We start from the raw sequence: 18,440 nt of genomic DNA, 5'->3' as shown, positions 1-18,440 counted from the left end.
TATGCTAACTCTTATGCAGGATGTACCCATGACAAGGGACGTCTAAGAGAGGAGCCGTGATGAGGTGAAAGTCTCACGTCCGGTTCTGAAGACGAGTCGGTTTGGTAACAAACTGACTTAGTTTAACGACTCTGATGCGATGAAGGTTTATCAGCAAAACTTTCTGAATGGATATATCAATAATGATGAAAAATATCTGGGGGATATTACTAAAGTTTCTAAGCTGCCTTGGCAAGCAAATCTTATAGTTGGTGGAGTTCCTTGTCAACCTTGGTCTGTGGCTGGAAAATTAAGAGGTTTTGATGATCGTAGAGGAAAACTTTGGTTTGATACGATTAGGGTTGTGGAGGAAAATCAACCTGAAGCTTTTATTTTTGAAAATGTTCGAGGGTTAATTAGTCCGGTTAATCAAAAGTCATTTGAATTAATTATTCATAAGTTTGAAAAGATTGGTTATCGTGTCTATTACAAATTACTTAATTCTGCTGATTTTGGATTGCCTCAAAATAGAGAACGAGTTTTTATTGTCGGGACTAGGGAGGATTTGAATGTAGATGGTTTCGATTTTCCTGAACCATTGAATATTCAAACTAAACTGTTTCAAGTTATTGATGGTCTCGAGGCTAATTTTGATATTCAAAAGGCAAAATTGTCACCAGATGTTTTGTTTAATGGTAGTATTCCAGTCTCTAGAAATAAATTTCAGAAAAATGATGAGTTGAATGATTTTTTTGTTTTTTGTGATACGAGAAATGGTCATACAACTATTCATTCTTGGGATATTATTCAGACAACTAAAAGGGAAAAGTTGATTTGTGGAACTATTCTCAAAAATAGACGCAAAAAAAAGTATGGTAAAAAAGATGGTAATCCTTTATCTTTTGCAGATTTATCTGAATTAATAGATAATTTGCAAATTCAAGAATTGAACAGATTGGTTGAGAAGAAAATTATTCGTTATGTTGAAAAACAAGGTTATGAATTTGTCAACTCTAAAAATTCATCAGGAATTAATGGCATATATAGAATATTTTTACCTCATTCTGAGATTGTGCCGACCTTAACTGCCACAGGTACAAAAGATTGTATAGCTACGGTTTCTATTAATGCGGAAACTCCAGAGGAGTATAAGTCTTTATTTATCAAGGAAATTTATAGGAAGAAAAAGTATAGGTATATAACTGCAAAGGACTGTGGGAAGTTACAAGGTTTTCCTAGTTGGTTTAAAGCGCATAGTAGAGAAAATATTGCTAAGAAACAATTCGGGAATGCTGTATCTATTCCAGTTGTTTATTATTTGGCTAAGTCTTTAGTTAGGTCACTTGGTTTTCTTAATTAGATTCAAACTGATAATGATAAACATAAAAACTTAGACTATTCTGTTACTTAGATTTTGACTTAATCCATTGGTCAATCTTTGATTTCATCTCAACTCCGACTTCTCTAAAAATGTTTAGTAAGTCTTCATATACCCCCTCCCCTGCACATTCATTCCAAAAATTTTCTTGAATTAATAGCTCATTTTGCACGTCACATTCATTAGCAGTCCATCTAGCATAGGAGTGAGGATGATAAGGATTGTAAGGAATAGCAATATAAGTTTTGATCTTAGCTTTTCTATGTTGACTAAACCTTAATCCACACCAACGAAGCATTTTTCTTCTTAATGCACCAAATTCTTTTTTGTTAGGTTTTGCGGTAGTTATATCAATGTATAGCTCTTCATCTGTATTTGGTTTATAAATAAAAATATCTACACGAGAATCTTTATCTTTCTTTGATTTTCCCTGTTTAATAAATTCCCTAATTTTTTCAATTTCTCTTACTTTATTAGGAGGAGCATTGCTGTGACATAATTCATTAATCATATTTTCTGTTTGAGAATCTATCTCACCTAATAAGTCATATTGAGTTTGAGCTTCATAGCCAGCATTTTCAGCTAAAATTTTAGCAATAGGTTCATATACAGACATACCAAACGATGTGTAAAAAGAATGCAATATTGAAGTTTGTATAATTACTGCTTCACCAAATAATGCTTCAAAAAATGGCTTATAGTCAGTTTCAGCAGAGTATTTATTTAACTTTGCCTCAATCACATTTTGTACTAAATCTTTAATTTTTGTCTTAGTTAAATCTTTCATTATCAATGAATCTTTTAAATTTACTCAAAAAATAGCCTTTTCCTTCTTAACACAAATGCCCCTAATCATCTCCTCCTTCCACTTCCAAACTATTTCCACCCATGCCGAAACATCTTACCCAAATGAATGTTGCGGCTTACTTTTAGGTAAGCAAAACCAACAGACAAAAACAGTCATCGAAGTCTGGCCTGCTGAAAATTCCTGGCAAACAGAAGTAGATGAATATTGGCCGGAACAAAAAGATTTTACAGAAGAACGAAGATACGCAATCCCCCCAGAACTAATGCTTAAAGCAATGAAATATGGAAGAGAACGCCACCTCTTCATCATCGGCATTTATCATTCTCACCCAGACCATCCTGCCATCCCCTCAGAATTTGACCGTACCTACGCCTGGCCAGAATATTCCTATATCATTCTATCCGTCCAAAAAGGCAAAACTATTGACTTTCTCTGTTGGTCTCTTGACCACAACCATAAATTTCAATCAGAAGAAATAATTAAAAGATAGGCAACTTGATGTATTGCAGGTTTAATTTAGATAATTTTGGCAAAATATTAACCATACTTGTCAAACAATACTATCTACTAGAAAAATATCTAGGCCGAAATTGCCATGTTAAATCCGAATCTGGAACAAGTCCAGTTAAATACAGAAGAGTATCAACGTTATTCCCGCCATTTAATTTTACCGGAAGTAGGATTAGATGGTCAGAAACGTCTTAAGGCAGCCAGTGTTCTATGTATTGGTACTGGTGGTCTTGGTTCCCCACTATTGTTATATCTAGCAGCAGCAGGAATTGGAAATATTGGAATTGTAGATTTTGATATTGTCGATCATTCCAACCTGCAACGACAGGTTATTCACGGAACTTCTTGGGTAGGCAAGCCAAAGATTGAATCTGCCAAAAATCGGATTCACGAAATTAACCCCCACTGTCAAGTTGACCTTTACGAGACCAGGCTAAGTTCAGAAAATGCTCTCGACATTCTTAAATCCTATGATGTAGTTGTCGATGGTACTGATAATTTCCCGACTCGTTACTTGGTTAATGATGCTTGTGTTCTTCTGAATAAACCTAATGTCTACGGTTCAATTTTCCGTTTTGAAGGTCAGGCAACTGTCTTTAATTATGAAGGTGGACCTAACTACCGCGACCTTTACCCAGAACCCCCACCCCCAGGAATGGTACCTTCTTGTGCAGAGGGTGGTGTTTTAGGAATTTTGCCTGGAATGATTGGAGTTATCCAAGCGACAGAAACTATCAAAATTGTTTTGGGTCAAGGTACAACTCTCAGTGGTAGATTGTTACTTTATAATTCCTTGGATATGACTTTCCGGGAGTTGAAACTGCGTCCTAATCCAGTACGACCAGTGATTGAAAAGTTGATTGATTATGAGCAGTTTTGTGGCATTCCTCAAGCTAAAGCACAGGAGACAGAAAATAAGATGGCTATTCCAGAAATGACGGTTCAAGACTTGAAGCAATTATTGGATAGTGGGGCAGATGATTTTGTCTTAGTTGACGTGCGGAACCCCCACGAATATGAGATTGCTCAAATTCCTGGGTCAGTTTTAGTGCCGTTACCAGATATTGAGCAGGGTGATGGTGTGACAAAGGTTAAGGAATTAATGAATGGTCATCGCTTAATTGCTCATTGTAAGATGGGTGGGCGATCGGCTAAAGCGTTAGGTATTCTGAAGGAGGCTGGTATTGAGGGTACTAATCTCAAAGGTGGAATTACTGCCTGGAGTCAGGAAATAGATTCTTCTGTGCCTCAATATTGAGGTAGCAGTCAATTTTTGACAGAGTGAATATCCTGTAAACCTTGATTTCGCAATGGTTTTGAGATGCTTGTCACCCCGTGAGGGTGGGGAGTTTGGGTAGTTTGGGGAGTTTGGGGTGAGGGGAGCAAATTTCAACCTGCTTGGTGCGCTACCAGATGGGACTAACGTCGTCGCCGGGTCGCATCCGCTTTTTCCCCTATTCTCGTTCCTGAATTTCGGTCTTCAGTCCTCAGTCCTTGGGTAGGACTGCAGCCAAAAGTACATACCGCCTACAAAGATACGGTTAGGGGTTCTATAGAACCCATTTGATATCTATATAATTATGGTAGTCAAGTCTTTTCGCGGATCAATTTTGAGGAAAAATCTGAAGAAGGAGTGTTGAATTTTTTGTATTATCTCTCCCCACATTTTCCCTCTTCCCTCTTCCCTCATGTCTCCTGTCTCCTGACTCAAGGCTAAAAAAAACTTGATATTTACGAAGATACGATCGGAGGTTCTATAGATATAGCGAAAAGCGATCGCTCCTATTTGATTTAGTAAAAGAGCGATCGCCTAATTTTTAAACAGAAAGAATTACTTAGGGCTTGCTTATGGGAGCTAAAAGTCAGGATAGCTTACAGTAATGGAGTTTTTTATATTCAGTCGATCTCCAAGTTTATGGCTCTTATTAGCATCAATTTACTGAAATTTTCTGCTGAAATTCAAGAAAATTTATTCACATAAAATGACCGAAACCGTTGCCTGTTAACCCACAAATCGACCCGTCCCCCCACAAATCGACCCGTCCCCGTGTCCTACCCCCAGCAACCAATTTTTTCAGCAGACCCTACTTACTAGGCCACTCAGTATGGAAGAATTCACCACGAGGCTTATCAATACGCTCATAAGTGTGAGCGCCGAAATAATCCCGTTGAGCTTGAGTCAAGTTTTGAGGTAAAGTTGCTCGACGGTAACTATCAAAATAATCTAGAGAAGCACTAAAGGCAGGTACAGGCAAACCTAACTTACCAGCAGTAGCAACAACTTCCCTCCAAGCATCTTGGCGATCGAGAATAGTCTGCTTAAACTCTGGTGCTAACAACAAATTAGGTAGACCAGGATTTTCATCAAAAGCTTTCTTAATTTTATTCAAGAAGCCAGCCCGAATAATACAACCACCTTTCCAAATTCGCGCCGACTCACCCAAATTCAGATTGTAATTAAACTCCTTGGATGCAGCAGCTAACAACGCCATACCCTGAGCATAAGAACAAATCTTAGAACAATACAAAGCATCGCGAACCTTGTCGATCATAACTTTGGCATCGCCTTCATACTTACCAGTCGGACCTGTTAATTCTTTAGAAGCTGCTACGCGCTCATCCTTAATACCAGACATAATCCGAGCATTAACAGCAGCAGTAATAGTTGGAACAGCAACACCCAACTCTAAAGCGTTAATTACCGTCCATCTACCTGTACCTTTTTGTCCGGCAGAGTCAACAATCATATCAACTAGATGATTGCTAGTCTCAATATCTTTCTTGGTGAAGATGTCGGCGGTAATTTCAATTAGGAAGGATTCCAACTCAGGAGTTTTATTCCACTCAGCAAAAATTTCATGGAGTTGTTCGTTACTAATACCAACAGCATTTTTGAGTAAGTCATAAGCTTCCGCAATTAACTGCATATCGCCGTACTCAATACCGTTGTGTACCATTTTTACATAATGACCAGCACCACCAGGACCGATATAAGTGACACAAGGACCATCATCAACTTGAGCTGCTATTTTAGTTAAAATTGCTTCTAACTCTTTGTAGGAAGCCTCTGTACCGCCTGGCATTAAACTAGGTCCCCATAAGGCTCCTTCTTCACCACCACTAACTCCCATCCCCATGAAACCTAATCCGGTGGATTCTAAATCTCTAGTGCGACGTTCTGTATCTTCGTAGAGAGAGTTACCACCATCAATGATCATATCATCTTTGTCTAGCAGAGGTTTTAATTGTTCGATGACTTTATCAACCGGTCCTCCTGCTTTTACCATAACTAAGATTCTGCGGGGTCTTTCTAGAGATTGGACAAAATCTTCTAGAGTGTAGGCAGCATGGACGTTTTTACCTTGTGCCCGCTCTGCCATAAATTTCTCTGTTTTATCGCTACTGCGATTGTATACGGAGATGGGAAATCCATTACGTTCTACGTTGAGAGCTAGGTTTTCTCCCATTACAGCTAGACCTATAACACCAAATTTTTGCTGTCCCATAATATTTTGACTTCCCTGAGTTTCTCTACATAAATTTTAAGTACAGTTTTTAGATTACAGGTGTTTTTTTTTGACTTTTTCTAGTAAAGGTTTTTTTTAAGATTTCAAGTATAGGTTGATACAAAAAAAATGTATTTAATACAAATTAATAATTCTGTATCAATCAATTCAGTGTTATAGATAATTTGCTTCAATAGTTTAAAGTTTAACTAAACGTAAGATTATAATGTATATTATGATCAGGGGATATTTTTTTTTTATTTTGTCTTAATTCTAGTGAAGTTCATAATTACTATATTTAGAAGCCTCCCAATATTATCTTTGATTTACTGTAGAATAAACTGTGCATAATATATGACTCTAGAAGCACCCGTAATCATATAAGAAATTAATAATTTTTCTAGCACACTAAAGGAGATAAAAATAGTCATAGTATCAGTATGAATTGGTGAATGAATCAATAAAATATTGTTCATAATTTAGGATAAATTCAAAGTAAATCAAAATCATAATTTGTACAAATTGTTAGATTAAATGAAGCTAAATAATCAATTAGTTATAAACATTTATCTAAACTATTAGATGGAGAATAAAAGCATCAAGTGTAATAAATTAAAAAAGCTTTATTTTGTACTATAACAAAGATGTTAATTTTCTTTGGGCAAAAAAGATAAACTATTAAGGAAGGCAAGCTACCTTTTGGGAAAGATTCACCGATGGCTGATAGATTATAGTAATCAATACAACAATTGTAGACTGAATCAACTAGGCAAAAAAGCAGTAGATCCCGCGACGACTAAAGTATTAAAATAACGCGTACCAAGATAGATTATTAAAAACTCAATAAATTCACTGAATAATTAATATTTTTAAGTTTTAATACTCTCCTTTTAAGAAAAAAAATCATTCTTATATTTTTTTAGTCAATCCTCTTTTTTGAAGAAAAGGTAATTATTTAAAAGTTTAGTAGGGTATAAAATTATTAGTAGGGTATAAAATTAAAGGTTATTAACTTTTCCCAGATAGAAAAAGGATGAAGTTTATAGAATAGTTTTAAAGCAGGTGTATTTTAACTGTGAACTAGCAAATGCCCCGAGTGCTATATTTATTTGTATTCAGGGCAGCAAAAAATTAGTATAGTTAGAGTTGTCAGATATGCTGATGGTTATTATTGTTAGTTTTGAGTAAATTGTATAGAAAAAAATCTAATAATTTTGAAATTTAGGAAATAGCAAATATAGTGATCGCCATTACTGTATTTGACATATCAAAAGCTTAAAACTCAGACAACGTCAGATTTTTCCTTCTTCCTTCTGCTATATTAAAAATTTTGCTACATTTAGCTAGCGGTCAAAGTAGGCAAACAGCCCTTTGCCCCTACAGTCGGACTAAGGAAATACAGAAGAACTTAATTCCGAAGTAATAATACGTTCTCCATCACTTTGGAGTAAAGCGTGAAAGATGTTTGTTTTGAGAGTCGAATTAAACATAGTATTAGTATTGATAATTGGCATAATTCAAGAGGTAATTTATGGATGAATTAAAGTATCTTGCTAATTGGGTAAAGGAGCAACACGCTCAGGAATATATTTTGACTTGGTTATTGAATCAGCCCGGACTTTGGTGGTCTGATGGAGAAGCATATCAGGCTGCTTTACAAAAATCTGGGAAATTATTGAGGGAGTATGTTCAAAAAAACCAAAGTGGAGATTTATTTCAAGGAATTGCTGAAAAAATTGTAGATGATGAAAGTTGGAATGAAGTGGCAGAGTCTCTGGCAAAAATTATTTCTGTTTATCAACAGGAGTTAGTAAGATTACAAGATTTTAGTCGCCACCAAAACAACCAAAATATTTTAAAAAAAAATCTAAATAGTGATAATTTATCTGTTGAAGAGAATGAAGATATGGAAGTACAAGAAGCTTTGCCAGATCCGTTTGCAGATGCTTTAACTGGTCAGGGATAGAGAGATGGGGAGTGGGGGAGACCTGGAGTGGGAAAAGCTGTGAGTAGGAAATAAACCAAAATACATCCTCTTTCTTTGTAATTGGAGCTGAGGTAATAACAGCTGATATTATGAGGTAATTTTTCCCCAGTTCAATCAATATAAATCTCTAGAAAAGAGGGAGTAGAGAGTAGGGAGTAGGCGGAAATAATTAATATATATACTACGATAATTAATTTGATTTTTTATTATCGGAGATGTCTAATAGCTTAAAACTCAGACAAGGGAATATTTTTAATATTTTTCCCTCTTCTTCCTTCCTTCTTTCCTTTTCCCTCTTCCTTCTTCCTTCTATTTAAACTTCTGGTTTAATTCCGCCAAATAAAGCTATTTCAAACAACTTCATAAAACAATCAACATGAATAAAACCTATTTTTCTTAACCAGTCACATTGAATTTCTACAGGAGCAAGAATATTTGCTATTTTATCTGGGCGTTTATAATACTGCTGATCGATTTCTTCTCTAGATTTATTTGTGTCTTGACTTTGATGAAAAGCATAGAGAGAATCAATAAATAATTCATCAAATAATTGCCCAATTAATCTTGATGGAGAGGCAACGTGTTCCAAGTTCAGAAATAATCCTCCAGGCTTTAATAATTGGTAAATTTCTTGATATATTTCTTGTTTTCTGAGGTCTGGTTGATGATGAATAGAAAATCCAGAAACAACTACATCAAATGGTGCTTTTCGGTGAACTTTATTTACCCATTCTGGTAAACTATAATCTTGACTTATAAATTCTAAATTAGCTCGATCATTATCGGCAATTTTACTTTTGGCAGCTTCAATCATTGTTTCTGAAAAGTCTAAAAATACTCCTTGAGAATTAGGGTATTGACTGAGAATTGCTTGACCTAAAATACCATCACCACAACCTAAATCTAAAAAGTTACTTACTTGAGGTCTAGCCGCCTGAATAATTCTCAGGATAATTTCAATTTGTTCAGTAGCTAAAGGAATTGCACTTCTTACACCAGAAAGATATTTTTGGGAAAGTTCTACTTTTGTCCAGACTTGATAGTTTTGACTCATTTTTCAGAATTGATTAAATATAGAGATGTTTTATAGCATTTATCATAAAAATGAGGTACATTTACGATCTCCCTAAATCCCCCTTTTTCAGGGGGACTTTGAAATCTCCTCCCTTTTTAAGGGGTTCCCCCCTTACTAAGGGGGGGTTAGGGGGGATCTAAAACTGTATCTCACCAATTTGAGAAACGTTATATACCAATGGAATGTGAAGTTGCACACAATAAACTTAAGGAATGCTTTTATAAGCTCTAGTTGTATGCAGTTTCATCAAAATTTGGTATCATATCATTTTAGTAGAATTGGTAAATATTTGCCTACCAATCTTTATCTTTTTCTAGTCTTCATCTTGGAATTCAGTTGCTATTTTATCGAGTCTTTCATTCGTATCTTTAGTCATTTTTAGTAAACCGATACTGACAATTTTTGATGCAACTCCTCCTGCTGTTGTGGCTGTTCCTTCAGAAGTTTTTCCTGATAGTAAAAGTCCTGCACCTGCTAGACTGACAATGGTACTAATTACAGTTAAGACTAGAGCAATATTAAAGCTCAACCTTGCTTGGCGTAGTCGTTCTTGAATTACCAGTTGTTCCATTTTGCTAGAGGTAGAGTTTTGATTATTATTAAATCTAGTCATTGTTGAAATTCCCTGATTACTTTCTTATCTCATATATTGGTATTTAATAATTAGACTAACAATGGGAAAATGTAAGAAAATAATTGACATATAAAATACGGATGCGCCGACATTTGAATATACTAAATGAAAATCCAGAGCTAAAAGCTGCTTTTAGACAAGTAGTTAATGGTAGGGTATCAGTGCAAATTGATTCTATTCAATCCCATAAATTATATAGTATGGGATTAATTACTAGAGACGGAAACAAAGTAATGCCTCGGTATCTTTTGTATGGTATATATTTCCAGGAATATTTATAAAATTGACTTATTAATTAGTTTTTAATCACTTTTAAATTACATTATATGTTGTCACCTACTAACTATTATAAAGTCGGTGGAAGTTTAAAAAATACACACCCCACCTACGTCAAACGAGAAGGCGATCACTTGCTAATTAATGCTTTAAAAAACAGGGATTTTTGTTATGTGCTGAATTCACGACAAATGGGTAAGTCTAGTTTACGGGTTCAGACAATGAAACAGCTTGAAAAAGAAGGGCTAAAATGTGCGTCCATAGATGTTACAAAAATTGGCAGTCATGTTACTCAATATGCTTGGTATCAAGGATTTGCATCAGAGTTCTTACGAGGATTTCGTTTGAGAGAAAAGGTCAAATTAAATCATTGGTGGCAGGAACATAGTGCTGCGACTCCAGTACAACGTTTGGGAGAGTCCATTGAGGATGTATTGCTGGTAGAATTATCGCAAACCCTAGTAATTTTTGTTGATGAAATTGACAGTATGATTAAGCTAGAGTTTAAGGATGATTTTTTTTTGCTTTTATCCTTGCTTGTTATAATCAGATTGCTTTTTGGTTGCTTCTCAGGAGTTGGAGAAATAAGTGATCGAACGAGAAAAGCTGGAAATGCAGATAAAATTGGATGCTCAGTTAAAAGCAAACCAGATATTAGAGGAGGCGAAGCAGAAAGCAGTGATAGATTTAGACTTGCTCTCAGAAAATGTATTATTTCGGAAACTCGAAGTAGTCGAAGATATGATTATTAATGGAAAATTAGTCGAATTACGGCGGTTAAAAGGTAAAGGAAAATTCACAGGAGGTTTAGAAGGAACATTTGCAGCTTGGTTATTGCAGATAGTATTTTTCAATAATGAACTGATTGATATTGTCTATGAAACTGCCTTAAGTATTGTTGAAGCTTATGATGGGAAATCAGAAGGAAAACAATGGTGTAGCATTTAGTCTCGATGGAGAGACTATAGCAACTGCCAGTGCTGACAATACAGTGAAGTTGTGGAATGGCTGGAAGTTCGATCGCCTCCATGAGTGGGGTTGCAACTGGATGCGCGACTACCTAGAAAATAACCCTAATGTCAGTGAAAGCGATAAGCGTTTGTGTGATGGTGTTGGTGGTGGGAAGTCAGAAGTCAAAAGTAAGTAGAGACAGGTTTAACCAAAGTTCTAGAAAATTGGTCATTTATTCCTCAAAACCTGCCCTACCAGCTTTTTAATTCTGGGATTTACTTCACCAATTAATCAAATCATCCATAGAAGTAAAATTGAACTGAGCATCTACAAATTCGTCCAACTCAGAAATAGATAAACCCCGAATTTTAGCTTCCATTTCTTCAGAAATAATCCCCAAATTACGAGTTAGAAAAAGGATAATTATTTTAGCTATTCCCTGTTTTAAACCTTGTTCAAAACTTCTTTGGAAACCCTGCTCAAAACCTCGTTCAAAACCTGTATGTAAAATATCCTGATAAATTACAGACTCTTTCATTTGTTACAATTATATTCAAGTAAAAAAGGAATTTGAATCAGAATCTTAAACTCTCCAGTCATCAAATTCCTCAAAATCCAGATTGACAAAACTACTAATTAATTTTCAGATTCATTTAACCAACTAATTAAATCATCCAGAGAAGTAAAATTCAATTGGGCGATTGCCAACTCATTCAACTGAGAACGATTCAAAACATCCGCTTAGAATCTCTCGTGTTTTAACCGAGAGAGAAGTCAAAAGTATTATCGTATGCCAAAATAATTAGTTGGTTCAGTATTTTGCTAATCTTAGTATTTTATCAATAGACATCTCCATAAAAGACGTTGCATACAACGTCCGTAGGTCGTAGGAAGTAGGGAGAAAGAATTAATGAATAAGAGTACGATAATAAAAAATAAAATTAATTATTATCCATAAATTATCAATTTTTCCACTCCTGGGAGGGGTTAGGGGTGGGTTCCCTGTTCCTTTTTCCCTATTTTAGAGGAGATTTCTAATACCAAGCGTGAAAAAAGAATGTTACAAATAATAAGGGTAATTAAAAGACTTTATAAGAGATATATCTTGGACTATAGTCATTCCATTTTATAGCGCTGCGCGCAGGCAACAGCTCCGGAAGGCAACAGCGGTCAGACCCCGCGACTACGCCAGCTCCCTTGCGGAATGCTGACTCCTGTGAGGCAACAGGGGGAATAAAAATCTGTTTGCGCAAGCATTCCGTAGGAATAATATAAGACTTTGAGCTATTGGACAATTCCTGCAATTTGTAAATATGCCAGCGCACATTGCTATAGATTGAGACAAGCATTTCTTACCTTGAAATAGTTTCAGCCGAAAAAGTGTTTCATTCTTATTTTAAATGACTATAAAAAGATAAATTCAGACCTAAAAACTGATATTAAAGCCATTCATTCTGACTTCCCCTTCTGGGAGGGATTAGGGGTGGGTTTACTCCTGACTCCTATTCTTTAATGCCATATTTATCGATAAAATCTAAGAGAATTTTTTGATGAAATTCACCAAGTGATCGCTCCATTCCAGCATTCTCAGAATAAGCCTTACCTGCCTTAATTTCTGCTGGAGTTAATAACCCCATATCCCAACCTTCTCCCAAAACCAAATCTTTTAATTCCACAGTTAAAGAAGCATGAAATACATGACGAACAACATTAGTGTCATAGTAAACACCAAACTCGGAAACTGTCTCGGGTGTATAACCTATTTCTTCAGCTAATTCTCGTTTTACTGCTACCTCCGATGTTTCTCCCGGTTCTATATGACCCCCAAAAAAAGCCCATTTACCAGGATGAGCAATACCGGGAATATCATCTCGTAATTGTAGGAGAAATTTCCCTTCTCTATAAAGAATAGCGATCGCTACATGAGGTAAATTATTGTTGTTCATTTTCTTCTTGATTTAGATTTTCAACTTCTACTCGTTCTATTTCTTCTACATAAAAATCTCCCACATCCTGATTACCTAATTCGGGAACCACAATACTTTGATAACTTATTTTCCCTTTAATTGTTATTTCTGTTCCTACCTCTGGTAATTCTGCTGTGGTAAATATCCAAATACTGCCAGTATCATCTGTTAACTCATAAGCACCAGTTTCTAAGAATGGAGCTTGACCTTCTACAGTTCCTTTCAAATATACTTGGCGATCGATTCTACCCTTTGTTTGAATTTTGCTAATTCGACTCACATTCAGATTTAATTTAATCGCTGTTTCCGTAATTTTTCCACAACTAATTAAACCCGTTACTAACAACAGAATCAGAGTGATTTTGAACTTATTAAACAATGGATTTAAATAGAAAGAAGGAATAAACAGAAAGCTAAATGGAAAGTTCTGCAATATCCTTAATAAATTCATTCTCAATATATTTTTATCAAAATAATTGGGTCTAAAACCCCGCCTTTTAAGGCGAAATCTTTTTGGAGGGGGGCTCAAATCCCCGTTACAAAAATAACTTCTGACTTCCTTAATGGCTTCCCTGGTTTTCATCAAAACTTTTTTTCCTTATTTAAACTATTGTTTTATGATTATTACTAAAAAAAATAAAATTTATTTCCATCACTTTCATCATACTTAAAATTTAGAGTTATAGCAGAAGAAAGAAGTAAGAAGAAGAAATCTGGCGTTGTCTGAGTTTTCAGCTTTAGTTCTATCCTAACCTTTGCTTTGACTGCTATAATTTTTTTTAATATCACCGAAAAATTAAGCTTTAAAGCCTCTACCCATCAAAGATCAAAAAGAAAAAAACATCTTTTTTGAAGGAGAAGTAATTTCAGTTATCAGTTATCAGTTAGCCTCTTCCGGAGGAACTACGCCCTTCAGCACTTCTACAATAAAGAGGCTTGATATAAGGAATAGTCTCTTTTTTTATCCCTTTAAAAAGGGAGGCGCATACTCACAATTTTTCGGTAATTGTTAATTATTAATTGTTGAATTCTTTCATCCTAACTAAAGAAATAAGGTATCAAACCTGTGCTTTCAAGAGGATAAAAAAATAAAATTCAGTATTTCAAGCCTCCAGCTTAAACCTGAGATACTGATAACTGTTAAATTTTAACTGAAATCACCCTAGATTCCACTAAAATATTAGTCTTCAAATAAAAATACTTTATAGTTCCATAATACCAATAAAATATTTAACTCTATATTGAATCTTTATAGTGCCCAAAATTCAACAATATTTTTATTTACTTAAAACATCACAAAATCTACTTTTAGATACTAATAACCATACTATTATTTTTGTGTTGACAAGAAAATAAACTTTAAAAATCAAAAATTAAAATAAAGAAATCTATTCCGATACAGAAATTTAAAAGCAAAACTCAAACAAGAAATAACCATGGTAAATAAATTAGACGGTAAAGCACTGGCCAAAAAAATCAAAGCAGAACTCCAACAAAAAGTTCAGACTTTGCAAAGCAAAATTGGTCGTCCTCCAGGGTTAGCAGTATTAATGGTAGGAGACAACCCTGCCAGTGCAGTATATGTCCGCAACAAAGAAAAAGCCTGTAGTAAAGTAGGAATATCCTCCTTCGGCAAACATTTTCCGGCCCAAACATCTCAAGCTGAATTAACACAAGTAATTCAACAATTAAACCAAAATCCAGAAGTAGATGGCATTCTCGTCCAACTACCTCTTCCAGAACACTTAGACTCTACTTCTTTACTCTACCAAACAGACCCCAGTAAAGACGTAGATGGACTCCATCCCATGAATTTAGGTCAACTACTTCGAGGTGAAAAAGGTTTACGCAGTTGTACTCCTGCGGGGGTGATGCGCTTGTTGCAAGAATACAACATAGAATTACAGGGAAAACAAGCAGTGATATTGGGGCGTAGTATTTTAGTCGGCAAACCAATGGCATTAATGTTATTAGAAGCTAATAGTACAGTAACTATTGCTCATTCTCGGTCTCAGAATTTGGAGGACATAACCAGAAATGCAGATATTCTCATCGCAGCAGTTGGCAGGCCAGAAATGATTACAGCAGAGATGGTCAAACCAGGAGCAACAGTAATAGATGTAGGAATTAATCGAGTCACAGATGACAAGGGTAATAGTAGGTTAGTAGGAGATGTTCAATTTGACTCTGTAGCGGAGGTAGCAGAATTTATTACTCCCGTGCCTGGTGGAGTTGGCCCGATGACTGTAGCGATATTATTACAAAATACTGTAGAACGCTGGAGTCGCTTACTCGAGCAGGGGAATAGGGCAGTGGGGGAATAGGGCAGTAGGGTAGGGGCGAATGACCGTTCGCCCTTACAGGAGTAAGGGAGTATTCAAGAATTTAGAATTAAGAATTTAGAATTACCTCTCCTTGAAAAGAAGAGGATTGGGTTAAATTGACATCCTCCCGACGTTGCGCTTACGCGACAACACGGGATTCCCTAACATCGCTGATAGGGTCTTTCTGCTTCCTCTTGACAGAGGAGCTGCGCTAACGTAGCACCTGCCTCCAAGGCCAAACCTCTTTTCGGTCTTACGGTCGCTCCACAGACTGACACTGCTAGCCCAGCAGCCTTATTTTTTATATAAGCATATTATTTTAAGAACCGCAACATTGATTGGTTTTTCCTGCGGAATGCTGCGCAAACATGCCCTAGCTCCCGGGAGAGCGCGGGTCTCCAACCAACGTTGAGATGAGCTGTTGCCTGCGCACAGCGCTATAGTTCGGAGAGTAGGGGAGTGTGAATAGAACTATCAACATATACTATATAACCGGATTCTATATAACACCTTTTTCCCACCTACTGGAGTGGTACACCTAAAACTGTGCACTCTTATTTTTGTTTCTAGGTGTCTTGATCTCCCCATCTCCCCATCCCCCCATCTCCCCATCTAAACAGACCATTTTAGCTGTGTTAGTCCACTACCACCTACCACTTAAAACCTTCTTCAAATAAATTTTCAGGATTTCAACCAATAAAGTGTATAATCTATGGTGCTAATGCCAAATAGTGGCCATAATATTAATCTCATGCTCCCTCAATCTCAAATAGATACAACTTTTGACCTATCTACCTATCTAGCAAAGCGAAAAGCTCTGGTTGAAAAAGCTCTGGACAATTCTATTACCGTAGTCTATCCAGACAAAATTTATGAGGCGATGCGCTATTCCCTATTAGCAGGTGGTAAGCGGTTACGTCCAATTCTTTGTTTGGCTACTTGTGAGTTATCAGGCGGAAATATAGAAATGGCAATGCCCACTGCCTGTGCATTAGAGATGATCCATACTATGTCATTAATCCACGATGATTTGCCCGCAATGGATAACGATGACTATCGCCGAGGTAAATTAACAAATCATAAAGTTTATGGTGAGGATATTGCCATTCTCGCAGGGGATGGCCTGTTGAGTTACGCTTTTGAATTTGTAGCTACTCAAACTAAGAATGTGTTACCACAGCAAGTGCTAGAAGTGATAGCTCGTCTCGGAAAAGCTGTGGGAGCAGCGGGGCTAGTTGGAGGCCAAGTAGTAGATTTATCTTCAGAGGGACTTTCAGAGGTATCTGAAGAAACACTACATTTTATCCACACTCACAAAACAGGCGCTCTTTTAGAAACCTGCGTAGTCTGTGGAGCAATACTTGCCAATGCTTCCCAAGATAATCTACAAAGACTTTCTCGTTATGCTCAAAATATTGGTTTAGCTTTTCAAATAGTTGATGATATTCTCGATATTACTGCCACTACAGAAGAGCTAGGGAAAACCGCCAGAAAGGATATAGAAGCTCAAAAAGCTACCTATCCTGCCATTTGGGGATTAGAAGAATCTCGGTGTCAAGCTCAAAAACTAATTGAGAATGCCAAGACAGAGTTAGAAGTTTTTGGAGAAAAGGCCATGCCGCTAATAGCCTTAGCAGATTTTATTGTCAGTCGCAGTAACTAGGAGTACAATATGCAAAATATTGGCGAAATCATGGATAACCATGTTCTATGGGTTGCCCTCCTAGCTTGTGGAATAGCCCAAGTCGTCAAGGTAGTGGTGGAGTTATTTCAACATGGTAAGATTAATTTACAGGCTTTAGTAACAACTGGAGGAATGCCCAGCGCTCATTCTGCATTTGTAGCTGCACTGGCAGTAGGGGTGGGTCAAGCAAAAGGTTGGGGTAGTCCAGAGTTTGCACTAGCTTTAGTTTTTGCCATCATAGTAATGTATGATGCAGCAGGAGTTCGTCAAGCTGCCGGATTACAAGCAAGAATTCTCAATCAAATCATAGATGAATTTTTCCAAGAAGACCACCATCTCAGTCAAGACCGTCTCAAAGAGTTATTAGGCCATACTCCCGTACAAGTAATAGCAGGTTTTGTTCTAGGAGTAGCTGTATCCTGGATTGCTAGTTTTAGTTATTATTAGCCTACCGGGAGACAAGCAAGCTTGAAGATAGATGGATATGATTATTTATAGAATTACTTGAATTATTATTCAAACAAAAGAGAGAACTTATAGTAGCGATCGCCCAACTCTTACAGTTACTAATTGGGATGAAGGAATAAAATTGGTGACAGCTCCCGTCGCTAAATCGGAGATTATAGCGCGGGCTTCTCCTTGACTCCCGGCAACCCGGCGGACATTTCACGTTCGCGCAGCGTCTCCGGAGGAGAAACTTTGGTTTTACTTCCCCGTGCTGCTCCACCACAGAAGGAGTAGAAAAAATCTCGCTCTACCTATTTTCCTTGAAAGTTTTACATACAAGCGGCGGCTGCAATTTTTGCACAATTCCTTGTAAAACCCCATACTTTCAGTTGTTTAGGTTCAGTTTGTAGGCGGATGGTCGCTCTTTTCTTTAACTTTACCGACATTAATCATTTTAATGGCGATTCATCCCATCGTCAAATCGGAGATTATGGCGTGGGGCTTCTCGCCCGAACAGCTAAAAAACTTAACTTGTACTCAAGAGTAATTCTGGAGTGCAGATTTGTCATATCAATTTAAGAAAGAGAGAAATGGTTGCCGATGACAACTTCTTTCTCCCTTTTCGATCGTAATAATTATTCTTAAACAGATACTAAATCTCAGCGTTGCATATTTGCGGGATGAATTATTTTTAGCAACAAACAAATCTCAATAGCTTTGGGGATAATTTATTTCTTGGTAGCCCCTTAAAGCCATTCGCTTAACTCAAACCTTTTTAATCTCGGTCTTTTGACATCCTCCCCGGCTGTTAGGCACGGGGATTCCTGCCGAGCCTTAGCTCCTGGGTGGGTTGACGTTTTGCGCTCCGCAAAGCTCCGCTAACACAGGCTGCCGCTACCTTGGCGCTAGTCTTA

General features: G+C 36.7%; 18 protein-coding genes and 1 pseudogene. 11 read left to right on the top strand and 8 right to left on the bottom strand.

Annotated features, from left to right (window positions below; translation table 11 throughout):
* Positions 1-136: 136 nt before the first annotated feature.
* Positions 137-1,339, top strand: a pseudogene (dcm, locus tag F6K23_RS37395) (DNA (cytosine-5-)-methyltransferase); the annotation flags it as partial.
* 43 nt (positions 1,340-1,382) lie between these two features.
* Here dcm and F6K23_RS37390 read toward each other — a convergent pair.
* Positions 1,383-2,144, bottom strand: coding sequence for a TdeIII family type II restriction endonuclease (locus F6K23_RS37390; protein ID WP_293165814.1), 762 nt, complete (start codon positions 2,142-2,144; stop codon positions 1,383-1,385).
* Between the two features lie 55 nt (positions 2,145-2,199).
* Here F6K23_RS37390 and F6K23_RS37385 point away from each other — a divergent pair, with 55 nt between their 5' ends.
* Positions 2,200-2,655, top strand: a complete 456-nt coding sequence (locus F6K23_RS37385) for a M67 family metallopeptidase (protein WP_293165812.1) — start codon at positions 2,200-2,202, stop codon at positions 2,653-2,655.
* 105 nt (positions 2,656-2,760) lie between these two features.
* The gene (gene moeB / locus F6K23_RS37380; RefSeq protein ID WP_293122155.1) at positions 2,761-3,933 is read left to right on the top strand and encodes a molybdopterin-synthase adenylyltransferase MoeB; all 1,173 of its coding nucleotides are present in this window, start codon (positions 2,761-2,763) and stop codon (positions 3,931-3,933) included.
* A gap of 826 nt (positions 3,934-4,759) precedes the next feature.
* On the opposite strand, the gene gnd is transcribed toward moeB, so the two are convergent.
* Both gnd and F6K23_RS37370 read right to left on the bottom strand, forming a co-directional pair.
* Positions 4,760-6,181 (bottom strand): decarboxylating NADP(+)-dependent phosphogluconate dehydrogenase, encoded by a 1,422-nt coding sequence (gene gnd, locus F6K23_RS37375; protein ID WP_293165810.1) that lies wholly within the window; start codon positions 6,179-6,181, stop codon positions 4,760-4,762.
* Positions 6,182-7,569: 1,388 nt separating this feature from the next.
* Entirely contained in the window at positions 7,570-7,695 is a 126-nt protein-coding gene (locus tag F6K23_RS37370) for a hypothetical protein (RefSeq protein WP_293165808.1), read from the bottom strand.
* A 17-nt stretch (positions 7,696-7,712) separates the two neighbouring features.
* Between F6K23_RS37370 and F6K23_RS37365 the strand changes: the two genes are divergently transcribed.
* Entirely contained in the window at positions 7,713-8,147 is a 435-nt protein-coding gene (locus F6K23_RS37365; protein ID WP_293165806.1) for a hypothetical protein, read from the top strand.
* 334 nt (positions 8,148-8,481) lie between these two features.
* Here the strand turns inward: F6K23_RS37365 and F6K23_RS37360 are convergent, their stop codons facing one another.
* Together F6K23_RS37360 and F6K23_RS37355 are read right to left on the bottom strand one after the other, a co-directional pair.
* The gene (locus F6K23_RS37360; protein ID WP_293165805.1) at positions 8,482-9,222 is read right to left on the bottom strand and encodes a class I SAM-dependent methyltransferase; all 741 of its coding nucleotides are present in this window, start codon (positions 9,220-9,222) and stop codon (positions 8,482-8,484) included.
* Between the two features lie 334 nt (positions 9,223-9,556).
* Positions 9,557-9,856 (bottom strand): hypothetical protein, encoded by a 300-nt coding sequence (locus F6K23_RS37355; RefSeq protein ID WP_293165803.1) that lies wholly within the window; start codon positions 9,854-9,856, stop codon positions 9,557-9,559.
* Positions 9,857-9,939: 83 nt separating this feature from the next.
* Between F6K23_RS37355 and F6K23_RS37350 the strand changes: the two genes are divergently transcribed.
* The 4 genes from F6K23_RS37350 to F6K23_RS37335 are packed head-to-tail and all read left to right on the top strand — an operon-like array spanning position 9,940 to position 11,300.
* Positions 9,940-10,158, top strand: a complete 219-nt coding sequence (locus tag F6K23_RS37350; protein WP_293165801.1) for an AAA-like domain-containing protein — start codon at positions 9,940-9,942, stop codon at positions 10,156-10,158.
* 45 nt (positions 10,159-10,203) lie between these two features.
* Positions 10,204-10,905, top strand: a complete 702-nt coding sequence (locus F6K23_RS37345; protein WP_293165799.1) for an AAA-like domain-containing protein — start codon at positions 10,204-10,206, stop codon at positions 10,903-10,905.
* The gene (locus F6K23_RS37340) at positions 10,895-11,101 is read left to right on the top strand and encodes a hypothetical protein (protein WP_293165797.1); all 207 of its coding nucleotides are present in this window, start codon (positions 10,895-10,897) and stop codon (positions 11,099-11,101) included. The genes F6K23_RS37345 and F6K23_RS37340 overlap by 11 nt, the downstream gene beginning before the upstream one ends.
* Entirely contained in the window at positions 11,061-11,300 is a 240-nt protein-coding gene (locus F6K23_RS37335; protein ID WP_293165795.1) for a WD40 repeat domain-containing protein, read from the top strand. The genes F6K23_RS37340 and F6K23_RS37335 overlap by 41 nt, the downstream gene beginning before the upstream one ends.
* 84 nt (positions 11,301-11,384) lie before the next feature.
* Here F6K23_RS37335 and F6K23_RS37330 read toward each other — a convergent pair whose 3' ends face one another.
* The 3 genes from F6K23_RS37330 to F6K23_RS37320 form a co-directional block, all read right to left on the bottom strand.
* Positions 11,385-11,642 carry a DUF4351 domain-containing protein gene (locus tag F6K23_RS37330; RefSeq protein WP_293165793.1) on the bottom strand — a complete coding sequence of 86 codons (258 nt, stop codon included), beginning with the start codon at positions 11,640-11,642 and terminating at the stop codon, positions 11,385-11,387.
* Between the two features lie 964 nt (positions 11,643-12,606).
* On the bottom strand, positions 12,607-13,050 hold the full coding sequence (locus F6K23_RS37325) for an NUDIX hydrolase (RefSeq protein WP_293165791.1): 444 nt from the start codon (positions 13,048-13,050) through the stop codon (positions 12,607-12,609).
* Complete coding sequence (locus F6K23_RS37320; RefSeq protein WP_293165789.1) at positions 13,037-13,450, bottom strand: DNA-binding protein; 414 nt, start codon at positions 13,448-13,450, stop codon at positions 13,037-13,039. The genes F6K23_RS37325 and F6K23_RS37320 overlap by 14 nt, the downstream gene beginning before the upstream one ends.
* A gap of 1,057 nt (positions 13,451-14,507) precedes the next feature.
* Between F6K23_RS37320 and folD the strand changes: the two genes are divergently transcribed.
* The 3 genes from folD (at position 14,508) to F6K23_RS37305 (ending at position 17,526) form a co-directional block, all read left to right on the top strand.
* Positions 14,508-15,395, top strand: a complete 888-nt coding sequence (gene folD / locus F6K23_RS37315; RefSeq protein ID WP_293165787.1) for a bifunctional methylenetetrahydrofolate dehydrogenase/methenyltetrahydrofolate cyclohydrolase FolD — start codon at positions 14,508-14,510, stop codon at positions 15,393-15,395.
* Positions 15,396-16,116: 721 nt separating this feature from the next.
* Positions 16,117-17,058 (top strand): geranylgeranyl diphosphate synthase CrtE, encoded by a 942-nt coding sequence (gene crtE, locus F6K23_RS37310; protein ID WP_293165785.1) that lies wholly within the window; start codon positions 16,117-16,119, stop codon positions 17,056-17,058.
* A gap of 9 nt (positions 17,059-17,067) precedes the next feature.
* On the top strand, positions 17,068-17,526 hold the full coding sequence (locus F6K23_RS37305) for a divergent PAP2 family protein (protein WP_293165783.1): 459 nt from the start codon (positions 17,068-17,070) through the stop codon (positions 17,524-17,526).
* The last annotated feature ends 914 nt before the right edge of the window (positions 17,527-18,440 follow it).

This window comes from Okeania sp. SIO2C9 (genome assembly GCF_010672455.1).
Taxonomy (GTDB): Bacteria; Cyanobacteriota; Cyanobacteriia; order Cyanobacteriales; family Microcoleaceae; genus Okeania.
The sequence above is the reverse complement of the archived record's forward strand: the minus strand, read 5'-3'. Positions and strand labels throughout refer to the sequence as shown.

Coding starts and splice junctions, on each gene's coding strand:
- F6K23_RS37390 (WP_293165814.1), bottom strand. CDS start 2,144: ATGAAAGATTTAACTAAGACAAAAATTAAAGATTTAGTACAAAATGTG.
- F6K23_RS37385 (WP_293165812.1), top strand. CDS start 2,200: ATGCCCCTAATCATCTCCTCCTTCCACTTCCAAACTATTTCCACCCAT.
- moeB (WP_293122155.1), top strand. CDS start 2,761: ATGTTAAATCCGAATCTGGAACAAGTCCAGTTAAATACAGAAGAGTAT.
- gnd (WP_293165810.1), bottom strand. CDS start 6,181: ATGGGACAGCAAAAATTTGGTGTTATAGGTCTAGCTGTAATGGGAGAA.
- F6K23_RS37370 (WP_293165808.1), bottom strand. CDS start 7,695: ATGCCAATTATCAATACTAATACTATGTTTAATTCGACTCTCAAAACA.
- F6K23_RS37365 (WP_293165806.1), top strand. CDS start 7,713: ATGGATGAATTAAAGTATCTTGCTAATTGGGTAAAGGAGCAACACGCT.
- F6K23_RS37360 (WP_293165805.1), bottom strand. CDS start 9,222: ATGAGTCAAAACTATCAAGTCTGGACAAAAGTAGAACTTTCCCAAAAA.
- F6K23_RS37355 (WP_293165803.1), bottom strand. CDS start 9,856: ATGACTAGATTTAATAATAATCAAAACTCTACCTCTAGCAAAATGGAA.
- F6K23_RS37345 (WP_293165799.1), top strand. CDS start 10,204: ATGTTGTCACCTACTAACTATTATAAAGTCGGTGGAAGTTTAAAAAAT.
- F6K23_RS37340 (WP_293165797.1), top strand. CDS start 10,895: ATGATTATTAATGGAAAATTAGTCGAATTACGGCGGTTAAAAGGTAAA.
- F6K23_RS37335 (WP_293165795.1), top strand. CDS start 11,061: ATGATGGGAAATCAGAAGGAAAACAATGGTGTAGCATTTAGTCTCGAT.
- F6K23_RS37330 (WP_293165793.1), bottom strand. CDS start 11,642: ATGAAAGAGTCTGTAATTTATCAGGATATTTTACATACAGGTTTTGAA.
- F6K23_RS37325 (WP_293165791.1), bottom strand. CDS start 13,050: ATGAACAACAATAATTTACCTCATGTAGCGATCGCTATTCTTTATAGA.
- folD (WP_293165787.1), top strand. CDS start 14,508: ATGGTAAATAAATTAGACGGTAAAGCACTGGCCAAAAAAATCAAAGCA.
- crtE (WP_293165785.1), top strand. CDS start 16,117: ATGCCAAATAGTGGCCATAATATTAATCTCATGCTCCCTCAATCTCAA.
- F6K23_RS37305 (WP_293165783.1), top strand. CDS start 17,068: ATGCAAAATATTGGCGAAATCATGGATAACCATGTTCTATGGGTTGCC.